We start from the raw sequence: 20,091 nt of genomic DNA on the forward strand, positions 1-20,091 counted from the left end.
CGGAGCTTAGTGGTCGGCATGCCGAAGTTATTTACGATTGCAGTTTTGTTCAAGTTTACATATACGCCAAACTCAGCGATCGATCTGCTTTAAATAGTCGCTGGGATTGCAGCCGTAATGTTTGCGAAAAGTCGTCGTAAAATTACTGACATTGCTGTAACCGACGGAAACGGCAGCCGTTCCGATATTCCAGCCTTCCACCTGCAAATACCAGAGCGCCTTCTCCATCCGCTTTTGCCGCACCCGCTCGAATATCGTGCAGCCGAAACGTTCGCGGAATCCTTTCTTCAGCTTGAACTCGTTCATCCCGACACGTCTGGCCAGTTCGCGGATCGACAGCGGCTGCTCGAAATGCACTTCAATCAGTCCATGCGCCAAGTTCAATTTCTCAACATCGTCACGGCGAAGCTTCCCCTTACCGCCATCAAAGGAACCAAATTCGTCCGCCTCTCCGAATAATGCGATAAACTCAAGGGCTTTGCTCTCAAGATATAAACGCTTCAACGAACCGCGATGCGTACAGTGCAGCAGCTCCGCCACACATTTTTGGATAGCCGGGGTCGCCGGAAAGGAATCGATTCCTCCACGATGGTGTTTCAGCCAGCCCTCCATCCGGCTTTTCTCTGCCGGATCTTCGGCATAACGCATCAGTTCGTCCGGGGTTAGCCGGATCTCCAGCAAATGATGCCGAACGCCCGCCCGTTTCTCCTCCATGACGGACACATCTTCCAGGAAAAGAACGTTCCCCGTTTGCCGGACCGTATGACTTTCCTTTCCGAGCCATTCGCAGTGGATATCACCGTTCAAGCAGTAACTCAGTTCGAACAGCTGGCAGTTCTCCCGTATATGCAGCCTCATATCTTGCACGAACGTTACATCCGTCACCATGATCTCCATCCCGGGACGGATACGCGTCCGCGATATGGTTCCGGAGCCCACGTGCACAGGAAGCGCGAGCTGCTGCTCCGATCCGTTCTGAACCGCCTCGCCTTCTACCAAACTCGTAAATTGATCGAAAAGATCGTGGATACCTGATATATGCAAGGTCATTGTACTTCACCTTCCAGTCTTCCAGCCGCATGTATAGGATGCATTGTACCCGATCCTGGACAAAGCTTCAACCGTCTGGCGCAATCCGCAACTTTTCCCCCTTCCCCCCGGCTTCGGCCTCTTTATGCGATTTCTAGTACTGCATAGGGCTGATCTGTGATAAAATCCTTTCGTGGAGGTCGAACAAGCTATGAATCTAAACGAATGGTTGAATGAAGAGATTCCAGGGATCGCCAAAGCTTTGGAAGATATTAATAAAAGCCATTTTTTTATTGAGAAAACGATCGGGTTTGCCGGGAAGGAAACGATCTATAAAGTTCTTCACGATTTCCGTTCCGCCTTGTTCCCGGGTGTGTATGACAAATACCCGATAGACGAGACAAGAATCAATATTATTATCGGGAACCGTCTTAGGACGTCCGCCTTGGACCTCAAGGATTTGATCCAGAAAGTGCTGCTGAATAAACGCGCGAAGGCGGATTGTGCCGAGACACGTTCGGAATGCTACACAAAAGCGGACGAGATCGTTATTCAACTCTTGAAGCTGCTGCCGGACATTCGCCAAAAAATCCAGACGGATATTCAAGCCGCCTATGACGGAGACCCGGCCGCCAGCTCCACGGAAGAAATCCTGCTAAGCTATCCGTCGGTAGAAGCGATCAGCATTCATCGAATCGCTCACGAACTGTATAAGCTGGACGTGCCCATCATTCCGAGAATCATGGCCGAGTACGCACACCAGCTGACGGGTATCGATATTCATCCGGGCGCATCCATAGGCGATTATTTCTTTATCGATCACGGAACGGGAGTCGTCATCGGCGAAACCTGCACGATCGGGCGGCATGTGAAGATTTACCAGGGGGTCACGCTCGGTGCCAAAAGCTTCCCGCTGGACGAACACGGCAATCCGATCAAAGGAATCAAAAGACATCCGAATATCGAAGACCATGTGGTGATTTACGCCGGGGCGACTATTCTTGGCGGGGATACGACGATCGGCCACAACTCCGTTATCGGCGGAAACATCTGGCTCACCCAGTCCGTGCTTCCCTACTCCAAAGTGTATAACTCTCAGCCCTCTCCGAATATTAAATAAACAAAAGCCCTGTCTCTCTTCGCGCGGAGAAAACAGGGCTTTCCCTATACAGCTGGTGCCAGACCTCCCTGTTGCTATTACAGCAGACCCTCTGCCGCGGAGAGTCCGTTTCCATTCCCGATCATCAATGAAAGTTTTGAAGCGGTTTGCCTAGATACAACACGGTTAATTCGGCATGATCGTAGTGGGGCATATCCCCCTCAACCCATACGTTAAAGGGGACGACTTCAAACGGATTGTCCGCCCAGCCGCCGAATGTGATCAGCGACGTCGTTATCCCGATCTGCTTCTGATTCCAGTCATAAAACGTCAGCTGAATTCGCATTTGCATCACCTGGTCCGCTTGAAACTGTTTATCCGAGCTGTCGAATAACAAATATCCGCCCAAGCGCGTTTTTTCTCCATCTTTTACGGGCTTTAAATTCCCTATCGCCACGCTCGGATAGGACGGATCGCGCAAGACCGGCCGGTTGGATTCATTATACAAAACCGACACGGTGCTTGAGGCCGGATCATAGCTGACGGCCGCTCCCAAGTTCTCGGCCATAAATCGCAGCGGAACGTATGTTTTCCCTTCGTAATTCAATGATACATCGTGTTCGCCCAGACTCACATTTTTGTCATTGAATTTAAACGCCACCGGAAATAAACTGAGCTCTCCCAACTTTTCGGCATACACCGCCGTGCAAATGCTAATCAGGATGCCGCACAAGATCCCGCCAATAAACTTTTTCAATTCATTCACCTCTGCCTCTCGATAACAGTTCACGGATCGAATGAGTATGATCCTCTTTTCTATTAAGATTTCTACAAAGGTTTGGATAATCCTTCCATTGTTTATAAAAACGCCCGCCCGCGCAGCATGGCCCGACAGTTTGACAATAATTCGCGACTACCCGCCTCTTGCCGGCATTTGCGCAACTGCTCGGGGGACAGTCCCGTAATCTGCTTGAAACTGGATGAGAAATGCGAAAGCTGTTTAAAGCCGACCTCGAGGCTGATGTCCGTAACCGACCGCTCAGGCTCTTGGAGCAGCAGCCGTTTCGCCTCGACGACCCGGCGTTTTCGGATATAGTCGAATAAAGTCAATCCCGTTGATTCCTTAAACAGCTTGCCTGCGTAATATTTGTTCAGGTTGACGGTTTTCGCCAGCTGCTCCAGCGTTAATTCGTCTCCGTAATGGTCTCCGATATAAGTAACCAGGTGCCGGACATGAGCTTCCTTTTCTGTGGACCGCTCCGGTTGTTGGCCCTTCGATTCACCGCAGAATTCGCATATGAGCAGCAGTACCTCCAGAAAGGCGTGGTGAAACCGATGGACGGCAACCGGATTCGCCTGCAGATGACATACGGCCATTTTGTTGAAAATCGATTCGAGCTCGATCTTACGGTCAGGTTCCAGCTTCCATCGGAGCAAGCCCGCTTGGCGAAAAGGGGCCCATACGTCTACCGGCCAATAAGCAGGCGCCAACGTCTGCGTGTCCGGCTCGTCAAATCGGATGTTCGTTCGAGTCCCGCACACGTTTACCGCCGTTGCATGCAAGCCATGGCATAAGCGGCCGCGGATGAGCAGGTCCCCCTCCTCCAGATCGACAAAATCCGGCTCCGAGTAGAACCAGCAACTCCCCGAATGCACATAGCAAATCTCATAGCCGTTTTGCTCCGGCGGACCTGGTGAGCAACCGTTTTCAATCCGGTGCATGAAGCTGTGGATCACTCCGGACGTTGTCATCAGCCGTCCCCCTTGTATTTGCTCTCGAACCGCTTGACCCGGCAGGTTGATCGTTTCTGGCGATTTCATCATAATCCGGCTCAGTCAAGCGGGAAACTGCAAATACCGGAGGACTCCATGTAAAAACGGGGTGAGGCAACTGTAAATTCGGACTGTACCCCGGACACAATTGAAGCGGTATACGCCGGGCTACCGCCAAAAACACGAAAAGACGGTCCTACCAGCGACAAGTCGCCTTCCGGGCCGTCCATCCGAAATCTTATGCCGTCGTTCTAGCCGCTTCGCCTTCCTTCACTCCCCTGCAATTCTCTGCACTCCCCAAATCCTTACTTCGCCTTGTCCTCCGCGACCTTTTTCTCAACCGTTTCCGCCGCTTGTCTCAGCGCCACATTGACATCAATCTCACCCCGCAGCACTAGATCCAGTTGCCCCAGCATCGCGCTGTTCGCAACCGGAGTATACTTCGTCCAGATGCTGGCAGCCGCCGGTTTGGCCGGCATCAGCGCTTTGACGTTCCGCCCTTGCAGAAACGGCATATTCGCCCCGAAGGCAGCGCGGATGTCCGGATTTTTGTTCATCGGCAGCACGCCTTCTTTGGACTTGGCCAACTGGTACTCATCGCTGGTTAGCCAAGCGATCACCTGAAATGCGGTATCTCTGGCATTTCCTTTGGCCATATTTGTAATGTTAAAGTACGTCGGATACGGCTGCGAGCCGACGCCCCGCAGGTCGCTATATTCCGGCAAGCTCACCATATCCCAGTTCACCAGGTTCATCGGGTCGGACGGCGCGAGCCATACTTGGGTCGCATTCATCGCGGCGATCCGTTCCTCCACGAACCATTTATTCATCTGGGCCAGATTCGTGCCTTGTACTTCGTTGCCGGGAATCCGAAAAAAACGAATCAGATTATCCGCATGTTTCTTCCATTTGTCGTCGGTAACCAGCAGCGGTTTGAACGTATTGCGATCGACGAAATTGGCCGACAGCTGGTTCATCAGAGCGATATGGCTGAATGACGTGACGAAGCCGCGGTAACTCACATCGCCTTCCTTGCGGGTCAATTTTTTGGCCACCTCGTAAATCTCGTCCCAAGTCATTCCGTCTTTCGGATAAGACACCCCGAACTTGTCGAACAGATCCCGGTTGTACACAAGCACACTCGGGTTGTTCGTGACCGGAAGACCGTACATACCGCCACCCGCAATTTCCTTCATAAGCCCGACGGCCGTATCGTCGAGACGGGACAGATCGAATTTGTATTTCTGAATAAGATCAGTGATGTCCGTCTGCAAATTGAAATCAATAAACCGGCTGTGGATCGCTCCGATCGAGGAGAACACAATATCGATGTGCGTACCGGCGGCCAGCAGATCGGGCAATAAAATATAGCCTCCTCCGTCTTTAGGGGTAATATGGACGAAATTCGTCTTCACATGGGGAAATTTTTTCTCGATCGCCGCCCCGTACTGTTCCATGAACAATTGCTTGGACTGCCCCGTGGAAGGCTCGAAAAACGTTAAGGTTACCGGCTCCGGTGCAGCAGCAGTGTTTGGAAGGTTTTGGGACTCTCCCTCTTTTTTGCTGTCACTGCCGGTTTCCCCGCTCCCTGCGCCGCCGCTGCCTGTACATGCCGCTAGCAAGGAGAGCGCAGCCAAAGCAACGGTCAGCTTGATCCCGTTCCCCCCTGTACATGATCTGATGAATCCCATAAGAACTTCAGCCCCTTTAGCCTGTAATTCCGCTCCGGGAATGAATGCGCTTTCGAAAACGGCTTAACCGGTGCGATACTTTCTATATTACAGGCAGGCTGTCGCAAGTTCTTATGCGCAATTGAGCTCTTTTTCAAGTTTGCGTCTGCCAGCGGATTCGCCTTCCTGACGCTGGCTATGCGGTGCGACGCTTGTCAGAGCGGGATATCCAGCGAAAAGCAAGCGTCGGTTTTATGCAGAATTGGTTTTTCTTGCATGGAAGGGAAGCAAGTTGTTTTTAATTAATAGAGTATATATTTAACGTTATTAACTTCTAGTCGCACCAACTGCTGCTTATAATCCGATTTGCTCCAAAGCTTTTCCACGATGTATGCCTCTTCGCCGAAACTTCATCGTCAGGAGCATTCATGGCAGTTTGCACATTGAGTAACTTATCCCTGTATTCAAATAAACACCGCCCGCCTCCTGAATCGAAAGCGAACGGCGACATCCTTCCCTCTTTATTCCCAGCCTTCTTCATCCGGCATGACCAGCTTGCCTTCCTCATACAGCTGCACGAACGCGCGGACAATGGCCGGATCGAAATGCAAGCCGCTCTGCTTGACGATCTCGTCCATCGTTTCTCGCGGAGTCCAGGCTCTTTTATACGGTCGCTCATGAGTTAAAGCATCGTAGAAATCGGCAAGCGCGACAATTCGCGCCTCAAGCGGAATCGCTTCTCCCTTCAACCCGCTCGGGTAACCGGAGCCGTCCCACTTCTCGTGATGCGCTTCTGCAATGACGCCAGCCAATCTCAGAATCGAGAATGAGCTTCCATCCAAGATGCTGCTGCCGATCCGGGTATGCTCCTTCATCCGTTCAAACTCGTGCGGCTCGAACCGTCCTGGCTTCAACAAAATCTCGTCCGGTATGCCGATTTTGCCGATATCGTGAAGAGGGGCGGCCAACCGGATGGAATTGGTCAACTCTTCCGAAAGCCCGATCCGGCAGGCGATTAAACCGGCCAATCTGCCCACCCTAAACGTATGGCTGCCTGTCATATCGTCGCGATATTCCGCCGCACGTCCGAGCAATTGCAATATTTCATTTCTCGCCTTTTGCAGCTCATCGGTTCTTTCCCGCACTCTTTGCTCCAGTGTGTTTTTATGCTGCTGAAGCTGAATATGGAGCTGTCGTGTTTTTAACAAATTATGAATCCGAAGGATCACTTCCGTCCGGTCGTACGGCTTGGTCAAGAAATCGTTAACCCCCGCCTGCAGCCCTTGCTGCTTCATGGCCGGCGTAGCGTCGGCGGTAAGCATTAATACGGGCAAATAGATGTCCGGTCCCGTCATCTCCCGGATAAGCGACAGCACCTGCAGCCCGTCCATCCCCGGCATATGCATATCGAGCAGGACGATATCCGGCTCCACCTGAATCATCCGATCCCGGACTTGCAGCGGGTCCGTCAGGCTGTGGACATGGATAAATCCGGCACGGGCCAGTATCCGCTCGAGCAGGCTGATGTTGTATTCCTGGTCATCGACGATCAGAAGTTTTGCCAGCTTGATGTCTTCCATCTTTGATCTCCATTCTGTATGCGGGCCTGGATGAGGCGGTATCAGTTCTCGAGTGCGTGACGCATCTTCTCCAGCAATCGATCGAGCACCACCGGCTTCGTGTCGAAATCGTCGCACCCGGCCTGGTAAGCCTTTTCTTCGTCGCTGGCCATCGCATGGGCGGTCAAGGCGATAATCGGGATCGAGCTTGTATCCGATCGGTTTTTCAACAACCGGGTAGCTTCCCATCCGTCCAGAATCGGCAAGCTCATATCCATTAAGATCAGATCCGGCTGAAGCTGAGCCGCAAGCTCCACTCCCTGCGCGCCGTCTTCAGCGGTGACGATCCGGTACCCTTTGCGCTCCAGCCGTCTCGAGAGCATGTCCCGATTCATTTCGTTGTCTTCGACCAGAAGTACGGTGATCATTGGCATTTTCCCTCCGCGCTTTCATTCATCGGCGTTAAAATTCGGCGAATCTCCGCAGCCAGCGAATTAAAATCGAACGAGCCCTTCTGGACAATGTTTCGCACATACCCGTTTAATTTCTCCCGTTCCTCGGGCGTAACCGTCTTCGCCGTCACTACCACGATCGGTACAGCCTTCCAGCTCTCCTCCTTGCGCAGCTCGCTTATAAATTCAAACCCGTCCATCTCCGGCATCATCAGATCCAGCAAGATGAGCGAAGGAACCGCAGCGGCCATCTGCTCCAGCGCGATACGCCCATTGCCGGCCCGGGAGACCGCATATCCTTCCTTCAGCAGCAGGCGGGTCATCAGCTCGCTGGCCGTCGCATCGTCCTCGATGACGAGAACATGGTGCTCTTCGCTGGAAGGGATATATTTCTCCATCACTTTAATTAACCGGTCCCGTTCAACCGGCTTCGTCAAATATTCCGATACGCCAAGCGTGTAGCCGAGCTGCCTGTCGCTCGTCATCGACCAGATGACAACCGGGATATCCGCCAGCTCCGGGTCGTTCTTCAGGGCGGACAGCACGCTCCACCCGTCCATGCTGGGCATGAGAATGTCGAGGCAGATCACCTTCGGACGAAGCTTCCTCGCCAGCCGCAGCCCTTCCGGCCCGCTGTCCGCATAAGCGACCGTCCAGCCGGTTTTGGCTACGTACCGTTCCATCAGCTCCCGGTTAAAAGCTTCGTCGTCGATTAACAGGATGCTGATCTCGCCTCCCTCCTCTTCCGCGGTGCCCGGCGTATCCATCCACATCGTCGTGTCGATTACATCCTGCGGGGCCGCCGGCAGCCAGCAAGTAAACAGCGTGCCCTCACCCAGGCTGCTCTCCACCCGGATATCGCCGCCCATCAGCCGGCTGTACCTCTGGCTGATCGTAAGCCCGAGTCCCGTCCCCCCGTACTTCCTTGTCGTCGAAGCATCGGCTTGGGTGAACGGCTGAAACAGCTTGTCGAGCTGATCCAAAGACATGCCGATCCCCGTATCCTGCACGCTGAAGCAGTACCCGGCTCGTCCGTTCCTGGGTGCCTTCACCACTTTAAAGGTAATCGTGCCGGCATCGGTGAACTTGTTGGCGTTGCTGAGCAAATTGATCAAAATTTGCCGGAGCTTCGTCACATCGGCCGTAATCATCCCTTCGTGCTCGCATTTCACCAGCAGCTTGTTGCCTTTATTCTCCACGAGCGGACGAATCGTAGCGATCGTATCCTGAACCAGATCGGGCAAACTGCACGGTTCGGGAAAAAGCTCCATCTTGCCGGCTTCGATTTTGGAAATATCCAAAATATCGTTGATCAGGGTAAGCAGATGATTGCCGGCTTTGCTGATCTTCGCCAAATCTTCCGCGAACTCCGGCTCCCCTAAAATTTCCGCCTCCTCCTGAAGCATCTCGCTGTAGCCGATAATCGCATTCAGCGGGGTTCGCAGCTCGTGGCTCATATTCGCCAGAAACTGGCTTTTGATCAAGCTTGCCTTGACCGCTTCGTCGCGCGCTCTGGCGAGCTGTTCGGTCCGCTCGGCGAGAGCGGCTTCCGCCTTGACGCGATCCGTAATATCGGAGCGGATCGATATGAATTGATGAGGGCTGCCGTTCTCGTCGACAAAAGGCACGATTGTCGTATTCATCCAGTATTCGCTACCGTCTTTGGCCCGATTTTTAACCTCGCCTTTCCAGACCCCTCCTTTTTTGATCGTCTCCCACATGTTTTGGAAAAACGATTTAGGGTGATAGCCCGAATTGATGACCCGGTGCGTCTTGCCGATCAGCTCGATCCGATCGTACTTCGATATTTCGCAAAACTTCTCGTTAACGTATGTAATGACGCCCTTCGCGTCCGTGATCGCCACAATCGAGGATTCGTCCAGCGCATTTTCGATATCGCGCAAGTTTTCCATCATCTGCAGCAGCTTCGTTTCGTTTTGTTTACGCTTCGTAATGTCGGTCCCGATCGCAACGTGCTGATAGACGATGCCTTCGTCGTTAACAAACGGAACGATCGTCAGATTCACCCAATAATCGTTGCCGTCCTTCGCCCGGTTGTTCACTTCCCCTTTCCACACTTGTCCCGCGCCGATCGTCTCCCACAGATGCGTGAAAATCTCCTGCGCATGATAGCCGGAATTGACCGCCCTATGATTAACTCCGATCAATTCCTTCCGTTCGTATTGGGATATTTCGCAGAAATGATCGTTCACATATGTGATCGTGCCTTCGTGGTCCGTGATCGACACGATTGATGATGCTTCGATGGCGGATAATGCGTATTTGACATCTTTCAGATCCGATAACATAGCTGTCAGCTCCCATCCGGTGATTGGAATACGATTCGTCTTCCCCCTGCTCGCCAATCCGGCCCTCCTAGACCAGATACGGTCTGATTTCCGCAAGCAGCGACTGCGGGGTGAATCCGCCCTTCTGTATAATGTTCTGCACGTAACCGTTCAGCTTGACGCGGTCCTCGGCCGTTACGGTTTTCGCCGTGATGACGATAACCGGGATGTCCCGCCAAGCCTCGATTTTCTGCAGCTCCTCAATAAATTGGAAACCGTCCATCTGCGGCATCATCAGATCCAGCAAAATCAGCGAAGGCTGGTGCCGCGTCAAGCTATCCAAGGCGATCGCTCCGTTTCCGGCTACCGTTACGAGATAGCCTTCCTTGCGCAGCAGCCTGGCGGCAAGCTCGCTGGCCGACTGGTCGTCCTCGATGACCAGAACCGAATGCTGTCCGCTCTTGTCCACGTATTTATCGATAACCGAGACGAGCTGCTCCCGTTGTACGGGCTTGACCAAATATTCGGCGGCGCCAAGCGCGAAGCCGAGCTGTTTATCGCTCGACATGGACCAGATGACAACGGGAATGTCCTTCGTGTCCGGGTCGTTTTTGAGCAGGGCCAGCACGCTCCAGCCGTCCATGCCGGGCATCAGAATGTCGAGGCAGATCACCTTGGGGCGAAGCTTTTTCGCCAAGGCCAGCCCTTTCTGCCCGTTGTCGGCGTAGGCGACTGTCCAGCCTTCCTTGGCCAGGTACCGCTGAAGCAGTTGTTCGCTCGATATCTCGTCATCAATCAAAAGAATCCGGGCGGAGTTCGTCTCCGCTTCGGAATCGGCAACCGGTCCAACCGCCTGCTCGTTAAGCGCTGGAGCCGTACGGGATGCCGGAAGCCAGCATACGAAGGTGCTGCCGGCCCCGAGACTGCTCTCGACACGGATATCGCCGCCCATCAGTTCGCAATACCGACGGCTGATCGCCAGTCCGAGTCCGGTACCGCCATACTGGCGCGTAGTGGAATTGTCGGCTTGGGTGAAGGGCTGAAACAGCTTGTCCATCTGTTCGGGCGACATGCCGATTCCGCTGTCCTGCACACTGAACCGGTACCCCGGCTCGCCGTCTCTCGCTTCCCGGTCGACCTTCAGAACGACTTGGCCTTGCTTCGTAAACTTGCCTGCATTGCTCAGCAAATTGATCAGAATTTGCCTGAGCTTCGTCACATCGGTGGTAATCTCACCTTCCAGGCGATGCACCTCCAGACGGTTCCCGTTCGCTTCCATAAGCGGAGCGACCGTATCCGCCGCGTCCTGAATCAGCTCCGGCAGATTGCAGGTTTCGAAGTAAATCTCCATCTTGCCCGCTTCGATCTTCGAGATGTCCAAAATATCGTTGATCAGCGCAAGCAAATGTTTACCGGCATGGCTGATTTTCCCCAAATCTTCGACGAAACCGGCCTCTCCGAGATCCTCTGCATCCTCCTGAAGCATTTCGCTATATCCGATAATGGCGTTAAGCGGCGTCCTCAGCTCGTGACTCATATTGGCCAGAAACTGGCTTTTGATCCGGTTCGCGCGAATCGCTTCGTCATGCGCCTTCTCCAGCTGGGCCGTACGTTCCTTCACCAATTGCTCCAGATGCCCGTTCAGCTGCAGCAATTCTTCGTTCATCCTGTATATTTCTTTGGACTTCAGCAGAATCTCCGAATCTTTCAAGTAGAACCGTTTGGATACGAAGATGCCGAGCAGGCACAAGCCCAGAGTGAATAAAGTGCCGCCCGATATGAAATAAGCGAGCCACTTCTGATCCAGCACGACGCCTGCCGCCAGATCCGGATCGCTGCTCGTCGTAAAATTGGCCGCCAGCATGCCCGTATAATGCAAGCCCGCGATCGCCGCCCCCATAATCAGGCCGCTGCCGAGCTTCTTCCAGCCTTCCCCGCGCTGTCCTTCCACACGAAAGTAAAACGTCAGCCACAACGCGGTTACGGAAGCGGCTATCGCGATTACTATTGATAGGCCGAACAGCAGCGGATCATACCTTATGCCGATCTGCATGGCCGCCATGCCGATATAATGCATGCTCGATACGCCGGCAGCCAGCAGCAGGCCGCCTCCCCATAACGCTCGCGCTCCGAGCCTTTTGCTGCGGCTTACTACATATAAAGCGACGAATGACCCGGCAATCGAAGGCAGCACCGAAACCGTTACGAGTCTGAGATCATAAGCAACCGGGATGGGCAGCGATAAGGCGAGCATAGCGACAAAATGCATCGACCATATGCCAAGCCCCATAGCGGCTGCGCCGAACAGCAGCCATAACCAGCGCCTGATTCGTTCCGCAGTGCTGATTCTGCCTGTCAGATCGAGCGCCGTATAGGAAGCTACCACGGCTACGATATACGAAAATACGACCAGTACCGGATCATGCGAGCCGTGTATATGTTCCATTTTTAGTCCCTCCCCATTAAGCTCCTAATGGCGTTAGCGGATTTTGAGAAATAACGTCGAAATCAATCGAACCCTTGGCAATCCGATCATACTACCGAACTAGCAATCTGGGAATCAATGGGCACTTAGACTCCTCTATTATACTACAATGCTTGGAAACATTTTACGAAAAGTTATAGTCCGGCACGACGTCAAGCAGCGCGCATCCAGTCACATCTATTAATGAAGTAATTTTTTCGGGCAGGGCATATTCGGCTTCGTTCAAACGGAATGCATACCGGCACTATCACATAATAAGAGTCTTTGCCATCCTCTATCTTCGGCATGTGGGGACAATAAAGACGAATAGAGGCGGTTTGCACCTCTTATCCCGCCCTACTCGTTGCGTTTTACCCTTTCCGCGGATATTAGCAGCTACAAACCGCTCCTATTTCCCCCTCCAAACAGATTATGAACAAAATAACGGGTACAAACCGCTCCTATTCGGTTCCTTCTCCGCTTGCAGCATGGCGGAAGGTGCAGACGAACAGACGAAACGGCCACCTAAAAAGCGATCTGCGACCCTTGCTGACTCAACAAGTGAAAATGATCCCTTCTCCGCTTAACCCGTTGAAGACATTTAATGTACATAAAAACTCGCATCCCTCATAAAGGATGCGAGCTGCTTAGGGCGGATTGAACGGTTAAGGAGCAATAGCATAGTAGCTTCTCCCGCCTACTATTTCATCATAGAGGCCATCTCCGCAATTTTCTTGTCGGCCAGCTCCTGACCTTCCCGGAGCACCGTGTTGATGTCCTTTTTGCCGACGGCCATCTCTTTGCGGATGTTGCGGATAACCGTTTGCACTTCCTTGTCGGCAATATGCGGCTGCGGAGTTTTGGACGGCGGGTACTTGTAGATCGCCGCAATATTTTTTCCTTTTAAGGACGGATTGTTTGCGCCGAACTGATTCTGAACTTCCTTGTCCTTCATGACCGTAAGTCTGGCGTCCCGGGTCATCATGATTTGATGCTCTTGCGACGTTAACATTTGAATTACTTGCATCGCTTGTTCCTTATACTTGCTAGGTTTCGTAATAATCAGCATATCCGCCAGCGCATGACGACCCTTGCCGACCGTATCTTCGAAATTAGGCACCGTGGCGAGATCCCAGTTCGGTGCGGCGCCTTTCGCCTCGGCCTGAAGCAGGTCGCTTACCAGCTTGCTTACCCAGTCCGCCTGCATCGCCAATATATGCGTGGATACGAATCCGCCCGGTCCGTAAGCGTATTCATTCTTCGGACCGATGTAGCCGGGCTGGTCGTACACTTGCTTGAACAATTCGAATATTTTCCGGTAATGCGGAATATCGATCAGAGCTTTGTTCGTCTTCGGATCGACAAATTCCTGCGAGTACGGGCTGATCAAGTGATCGGGGAACCGGGGGTCCCATCCGATATATTGAACGTCGTTTTCCTTGCGCGTTAATTTCCTGGACAGCTCCAGCACTTCGCTCCAGAGCATGCCGTCCTTCGGATACGGAACCCCGAACTTATCGAACAAGTCTTTATTGTAGAAAAGCGCTCCCGTATTCAGGAACAGCGGTATGCCTTCCAGTCCGCCCTTCGGGTCGAGATTGCGGATCGCCTGAATCGATTCAGGGAGGAACACGTTCAAGTCCAGACCCGATTTCTTCACAAGCTCGGTCAGATCCATCGGCAGATCCAGATGCTTCAAGGGCATATGCCAGTCGTTATCGGACATAATCAGATCCGGCACATCCCCAGCGGCAACCAGCTTATCGATCTCTCCTTCGAGCTTCTGAAGCGTAATATGCGGATATTTCTTTTTGAGCGGATCGACGAAATAGTTTTGAAACTCCAGTTCCGACAATCTCGTTACGTTGACATAAAACTTCAAAGTAACAGGCTCCGTCGAGACGACAAAACCGGACTCCTTGACCGGCGTATCCCCTCCCTGGCTGCCTTGCCCGGATGAACAGCCCGTGATGGCCAGCGCGGCGATAATCGAACCTAATGAAAACCCTTTCAAATACTCGTTCATATGAAGTCCCCCTCCAGGATTCGTATTGGATAAAGCGGTTACCCCGACTTACGACTACAAATCCGTATGTGACGGATATCGATAGGCAAGATGTATAGAAATCACCCCCTTCACGCCGAATCAGGAAAAAATGGAACAAAAAAAACCTCGGGCAAAACACCCGCTCCGCCGGCTGGCGAAACAGACGTAATGGCCTCGGGGTTCTCTCGTGGACTCCACCCTTAACCTAACTTTTAAACGCTTTCATCAATAGGGATGACTGAAACCTTGTTTCTTATTATTATACAGAAAACGAAATAATGCAACTATTTTTTTCTTGAAAACGAGAAATCCGGAAGTTTCGGAAATATAATTTTATGATTTAAACTTCGTATTGAAATATTATTTCTTAAAGGATATAATTGGGAATGAAATCGCTACCAACGTCAAACCGGGTACGCTCTTACAGGCGCCGGGGGCACCTGTACGTTGTCGGGAAGTGGCGACTTTTCACAAGTTGATCCGGAGAAGGAGGACAATGATTATGCGAATGAAACACGTGCAGTCGGTCGGGATCGGCATCTTGATTGCGCTGACGGTCGGGGCTTGCGGCAAGTCGGACAACCAGATAAATGTCATGTTGAAAGATGACGATTTCGCCAAGCAGACCGTAACTCTTACACTGTTTAATCACGGAGCCGGTATTAATACGGACCATGATCTGAACAAAACGTTCATCGAGCCGATCCAAAAAAAGTATCCGAACGTGTCCGTCGAGCTGATCAAGGGGCGCAAGCTGGAAGAACTCGCGGCCGCCGGCGAGATTCCGGATCTGATCATCACAAGCAACTATTATTTGATCCAGCCTCTCGATCTCGGTCTCGGCAGCGACTTGCGCGATCTGATCAAGCGGGGAACTATCGATCTGAGCAAGTTCGAGCCGGAAGCCGTCAATGTGGTCAAAGGATACGGAGAAGGCATTTACGGAAAAAACGGAGAAATGTACGGCATCCCCTTCTCGCTCAACTACGGATTAGTCGCTTATAACAAAGACATCTTCGACAAATTCGGAGTCCCGTACCCGAAAGACAATATGACGTGGAATCAGTTGATCGACCTGTCGCAAAAAGTGACGCGTTATGATGACGGCACCCAATATATCGGTATCGATCCGGGCCCCGCGCTCGCTTTGTCCCGCGCCTATTCGCTGCCTCTGCTCGATAAAAGCCGGGAAAAGGCCGATCTCACGACCGAGGGCTTCCAAAAAGTGTTCGCACAAGCAAAACAGATCTTCGATTACCCCGGACAAGTGATCGATCCGAACAAACGGTACGTCTACGGGGTCGCCTATTTCCTCAAAGAACGGAAGCTGGCGCTTTACCCGTATTGGCTCGACTCCTTCGCCACCCAGTTGACTACGCCGGACGAGCCCGGCAAGCAGTTCAACTGGGATATGATCAGTTATCCGTCCTATAACGACCGGCCGGGAATCGGACGCGAAGTCGATTTCCATCTCTTGATGGTGCCCCAGGCTGCCAAAAACCGGGAAGCGGCCTACCGAGTCATCGAGCTGTTAACCGGCGAGGAAGCGCAAAAAGATATGAACCAGCGTGCTCGGTTGACGATTATGAAAGACAAGGAGCTTCGCAAGCAATACGCCCGCGATATGAAAATTTTCGAAGGCAAAAACTTGTCTGGGATATTCAACGTCACCCCTGCGCCATTGCCGCAAGCGTCCAAATACGATCCGAACATCTACGGATTTCTGAACGATGCGCTCAAAAGCGTCATCCAGGAAAACGTCGACATCAATACCGCCCTGCGTACAGCGAACGAGAAAGCGAACAAGTTTATCGAGGAAAAGAAAAATCAATAGTTCGACGATCATCTTTGTGAGCACTCATCACCTATCCGTGCCCAACAGGCCGCCGAACGGAATCGGCAGCCTGTTGCTTTTGCTTAATGCTGTATGGAATACCACTGCGCCTGAGCGCTGAACATCTCGGCATACTTACCGGTCTTGCGCATCAGTTCATCATGCGTGCCTGTCTCAGCAATCCGCCCCTGATCCAGAACGACGATCCGGTCGGCGATTTTGGCCGAGCCCAGCCGGTGGGTGACGATGATCGCCGTATTGTCTTTGGCGATTTCCGCGAACTTCTTGTACAGGTTCGATTCTTCGATCGGATCGATAGCCGCCGTCGGTTCATCCAGCACGATCATGCCATGTATGCGATAAAACCCTCTGGCGATCGCAACCCGCTGCCATAACCCGCCCGACAAATCCACTCCGTCGAATTCCCGGGAGAGCATCGTGGCGTGACCGTCCGGAAATGCCCCGGCATTCACGTCCAGATCCGCTTTCCGAACGGCGAGCTGTAAGCCGTGCTTCGACCGGCGCTCCCCTTCATCCGGATCGCTGATACGGATATTATCCTCCAGCGTCATCTTGTACCGCTGGTATTTCTGAAATACGGCCGTTATTTCCCGGTACACCGACTTGGCGGAGACGTTCCTCGTATCGGCGCCCCCTATCCGCACTACACCTGTGCTTGGCACGTATAGGCCGGTCATTAGTTTGATGAGGGTCGTTTTGCCGGCCCCGTTCTCGCCGACGATGGCGATGGTCTCCCCCTTCTTCAGCTCCAGCGTTATGTCCGACAACGATTCGCTATCGGCCCCGGGGTAGCGAAAAGAAACGTCGCTCAGAACAACGCCGTCGCCAGCGTTTATCCGCGCTTCTTCGCCGGATCGCTCCGGCAGCTTCAAGAAACGGATGAAGTTTCGCACGGTGCCGAGGTTTTTCGTCATACTCCCGATTTGACTCGTAATCACTTCCTCCATCATCCCGAACATAAAACCGATAGAAGCAAATACGGCGGCAAAGGAACCGATGCTGATTTCCCCATCCAGCATTGCGGCGACCAGCATGTACAAGATACCGAAATATCCGGCCAATGTCACCATTTTCATCCCAAGCTCCAACAGCCGAGTCCTTAGTTCCGCTCTCCAGGTTTTGACCGCAAGCAGCGATAGTGCGGATCGGTACAAGTCTATGAAAAACGCAAATGCCCCCAAAATACGGGTCTCCTTGTAATACTCCCTGTCGCAGATGCAGCGCTCCACATATTCGAACTCCCGCCGGATCGGCGCAGCCTGATCCTCCAGCCCCGCGAATACCGCCCCCCGTATCAATTGAGAGATTACGACAGGGATAAAAACGAGGATCAAGGAAAGGGCAAGGATCGGCTTTAAGGTATACAAATAAAATCCCATAAAAATAAAATACGGGATATAAAACGTGAAAATCGTAACGGTTGTAAACAATAAGCCGAGACTGTTGGTCATCCCCTCGTTTGCTTTATTAATATCGTCCAGAAGCTCCGGAGATTCGTATACGATCGGATCGAGCCTCGAAGCTTTTTCATTCATCCGTAAGCTTAAATAACCGATCATCTTCCGGTAGTAGGTTTTGCCCATAAAGTTATGCAATCCGTTCAAAATCTCGGAACCGATCGTCGCCGCGCCCAGAGCAGCCGCCAACCCTAATACGACGGACAACCCGGTCTGCTGGCTGACGGCCTTCGTAACCGAATCGAAAAAAAGCTGCGATAGGAACGTGTTTAATCCGAACGATGCCCCGTGAGCAATACCGACCGCATTCGTAAGCAGAAACAATACCGGAAACGAAGCGAGAGCGAACGGAAAAAGCATTCTCAATACGGTAAACAGCGAGATCGGCTTGCCGGCTGACGCGTAATCGTTCTTCTTCATTGATACCAGCTCCTCTGGCTCTCATACATCCCGGCATATACACCCCGGGCTTTCATTAGCTCCGGATGGCTGCCTTGCTCGATAACCCGTCCGTCACCGATCACGAATATGATATCGGCCAGCAGCGTTGAGCCCAGACGATGACTGATGAACAACGTTGTTTTGTCTCTACTGATCTGCTCAAACTGCTCATACAGCTTGCTTTCGCCGATCGGGTCCAGCGCCGCCGTCGGTTCGTCCAGTATGCGGATCGGTGCGGGATTCAGAAGAGCTCTCGCCATCGCAATCCGCTGCCATTCGCCTCCGGAGACGTCCTGACCGCCCGTTTTGATTTTGCCGAGCGGCGTCTCGATTCCCTTAGGCAGTTTTTGCTCAAGCGTATGCAAGCTCACTTGACCGGCGGTCTGGCGAATCCGCGCTAACGTAACCTCTTCGGCGTCGTGATGCAGCCGATTCACATCCCCTACCGCGATATTGTCTTTCAGCGGGATGTAATATTTGGCGAAATCTTGATAAACGACCGAGTAAAACGCTTTCAGTTCATGCTGCCCGTATTCGGAAATGGGCTTGCCGTTCAAAAGAATCTCGCCTTCGTACAGGTCGTATAACCCCATAAGCAGCTTCATAATCGTCGTCTTCCCCGCTCCGTTCACGCCGACAAATGCATACTGGGAACCGGCTTGTATCCGAAACGAAAGTCCGTTTAGGACCGGCGCCTGCATGCCCGGATAAACGAATTTGACTTCTCTGAACTCAAGCGATTCGAACACCGGCGCCGGAAATACCGGAGCTGCCGCCGCTCCGTCCGTTTCTTCAAGCTGTACGAATTCGGTCAAGTCTTTTAAATACTCGCGGTGTTTCGTCAGTTGATCCACATTGGCGGTGAGCTGCCACGACATCATCTGGACGATGCCGAAGACGGCGTTCACCAGAGAGATGAACATACCGATCGTGACCGCTCCTGCAATCACAGGTCCGATCAGCACCATGATGATCAGCATCGAGACAGTCGCGGTCAGCACGCTTCCGGCTTTCATTTTAATAAACCATTTCCGTTCCGTGCGGAATTCGATGCTCCGTGCCGTCTCGTAGTGGCGATACCAGCGTTCTCCGACGGGTCCGCCGAACCCGAATAACGTTCGCTCGTCCACCGCCTCGCGGCCTGTCAACACTTCGGTCAAATATTCGTATCTTCTCTTATACTTGGATACTTCACGGCCGGCCTCGTACGTCGAGCGTCCGCTCTTGATCTCCAGGACGAACAGGGGCGCCGTCAGCGCCAGGATCAGCAGAGCCGCCCACCATACTTGGGTAAGAAGCAGAATCAGAATTCCCGTGACCTGGATCGCTTTGGAGACGATGGCCAGGAGGTCGGTGAAGGCGGATCTGATCTTCGTTTCCGGTGCTGCGGCTATTCGCGAGATCAAGTCCCACGTCCCGTGATTTTCGATATGCCGGTAAGCCAGCTTCGCCCGTTTTTCTGTGATGGCCGTACGAAACTGCTCGCGGATGGAAAGCTCCAGCCTGACCTGAATCAACGCTGTCCATTGCCTTGCCATCCATTGATAGGCGATTAAAGCAACAACGGCGAGCATAGACGGATAAATAAGCGACAAGTCCGATTCGTTCTGAACGATTGATAGGGCGTTATCGATAAAAGATGCCGTCGCTACGATTTGCATCGTTGGCGCCGCCCCCGCCAATAACGTCTGCAAAATGGCCAGTACCGTCAAAATCGGCGCACACTGGAACGGGATTCGAATCGTGTCCCGGATTCCATATTTTCTGCCGGTAAGTATCAGTTTAGTCCCCTCCATCGCTATTAGTCTCATTCATTCCTAAAATACTACGTTACTTCCATATATTAGGTCTCATGAAATAGAGCGATTTGTAGCAAATAGAAAAAAGCCCGCGGGCGTTATCGGCCTGCAGACCTGGCTTCGCACTTGTCAATCGGATCGTAAATGCGAAGTATCGT

Annotated in this window: 13 protein-coding genes; 2 read left to right on the forward strand and 11 right to left on the reverse strand. The window is 52.5% G+C overall.

The window, feature by feature from the left end:
• Positions 1 to 72: 72 nt before the first annotated feature.
• Positions 73 to 1,050, reverse strand: a complete 978-nt coding sequence (locus IDH45_RS13115) for a helix-turn-helix transcriptional regulator (RefSeq protein WP_190928251.1) — start codon at positions 1,048 to 1,050, stop codon at positions 73 to 75.
• A gap of 190 nt (positions 1,051 to 1,240) precedes the next feature.
• Here IDH45_RS13115 and epsC point away from each other — a divergent pair, with 190 nt between their 5' ends.
• Positions 1,241 to 2,149, forward strand: a complete 909-nt coding sequence (gene epsC, locus IDH45_RS13120; RefSeq protein WP_190928252.1) for a serine O-acetyltransferase EpsC — start codon at positions 1,241 to 1,243, stop codon at positions 2,147 to 2,149.
• A 124-nt stretch (positions 2,150 to 2,273) separates the two neighbouring features.
• Here the strand turns inward: epsC and IDH45_RS13125 are convergent, their stop codons facing one another.
• From IDH45_RS13125 to IDH45_RS13160, 8 genes are all read right to left on the reverse strand, one after another.
• Positions 2,274 to 2,894, reverse strand: coding sequence for a stalk domain-containing protein (locus tag IDH45_RS13125; RefSeq protein WP_190928254.1), 621 nt, complete (start codon positions 2,892 to 2,894; stop codon positions 2,274 to 2,276).
• Between the two features lie 92 nt (positions 2,895 to 2,986).
• A complete protein-coding gene (locus IDH45_RS13130) occupies positions 2,987 to 3,880 on the reverse strand; it encodes a helix-turn-helix transcriptional regulator (RefSeq protein WP_190928256.1) in 894 nt (297 codons plus the stop codon).
• Positions 3,881 to 4,206: 326 nt separating this feature from the next.
• The gene (locus IDH45_RS13135) at positions 4,207 to 5,592 is read right to left on the reverse strand and encodes an ABC transporter substrate-binding protein (RefSeq protein ID WP_190928257.1); all 1,386 of its coding nucleotides are present in this window, start codon (positions 5,590 to 5,592) and stop codon (positions 4,207 to 4,209) included.
• 500 nt (positions 5,593 to 6,092) lie between these two features.
• Complete coding sequence (locus IDH45_RS13140) at positions 6,093 to 7,151, reverse strand: HD-GYP domain-containing protein (protein WP_190928259.1); 1,059 nt, start codon at positions 7,149 to 7,151, stop codon at positions 6,093 to 6,095.
• Positions 7,152 to 7,192: 41 nt separating this feature from the next.
• Complete coding sequence (locus IDH45_RS13145) at positions 7,193 to 7,558, reverse strand: response regulator (protein ID WP_190928261.1); 366 nt, start codon at positions 7,556 to 7,558, stop codon at positions 7,193 to 7,195.
• A complete protein-coding gene (locus IDH45_RS13150) occupies positions 7,555 to 9,948 on the reverse strand; it encodes a PAS domain-containing hybrid sensor histidine kinase/response regulator (RefSeq protein ID WP_190928263.1) in 2,394 nt (797 codons plus the stop codon). The genes IDH45_RS13145 and IDH45_RS13150 overlap by 4 nt, the downstream gene beginning before the upstream one ends.
• A 10-nt stretch (positions 9,949 to 9,958) precedes the next feature.
• Positions 9,959 to 12,316, reverse strand: coding sequence for an MHYT domain-containing protein (locus IDH45_RS13155; RefSeq protein WP_190928265.1), 2,358 nt, complete (start codon positions 12,314 to 12,316; stop codon positions 9,959 to 9,961).
• A 718-nt stretch (positions 12,317 to 13,034) separates the two neighbouring features.
• Positions 13,035 to 14,360 carry an ABC transporter substrate-binding protein gene (locus IDH45_RS13160; RefSeq protein ID WP_190928266.1) on the reverse strand — a complete coding sequence of 442 codons (1,326 nt, stop codon included), beginning with the start codon at positions 14,358 to 14,360 and terminating at the stop codon, positions 13,035 to 13,037.
• A gap of 523 nt (positions 14,361 to 14,883) precedes the next feature.
• Between IDH45_RS13160 and IDH45_RS13165 the strand changes: the two genes are divergently transcribed.
• Positions 14,884 to 16,215, forward strand: a complete 1,332-nt coding sequence (locus tag IDH45_RS13165; protein ID WP_190928268.1) for an ABC transporter substrate-binding protein — start codon at positions 14,884 to 14,886, stop codon at positions 16,213 to 16,215.
• A gap of 83 nt (positions 16,216 to 16,298) precedes the next feature.
• Here IDH45_RS13165 and IDH45_RS13170 read toward each other — a convergent pair whose 3' ends face one another.
• Both IDH45_RS13170 and IDH45_RS13175 read right to left on the reverse strand, forming a co-directional pair.
• Entirely contained in the window at positions 16,299 to 18,113 is a 1,815-nt protein-coding gene (locus tag IDH45_RS13170) for an ABC transporter ATP-binding protein (protein ID WP_190928270.1), read from the reverse strand.
• Complete coding sequence (locus IDH45_RS13175) at positions 18,110 to 19,930, reverse strand: ABC transporter ATP-binding protein (protein ID WP_223836617.1); 1,821 nt, start codon at positions 19,928 to 19,930, stop codon at positions 18,110 to 18,112. Before IDH45_RS13175 ends, IDH45_RS13170 begins: the two co-directional genes overlap by 4 nt.
• Between the last annotated feature and the right edge of the window lie 161 nt (positions 19,931 to 20,091).

It is taken from the genome of Paenibacillus oceani (genome assembly GCF_014705615.1).
Lineage (GTDB): Bacteria > Bacillota > Bacilli > Paenibacillales > NBRC-103111 > Paenibacillus_AB > Paenibacillus_AB oceani.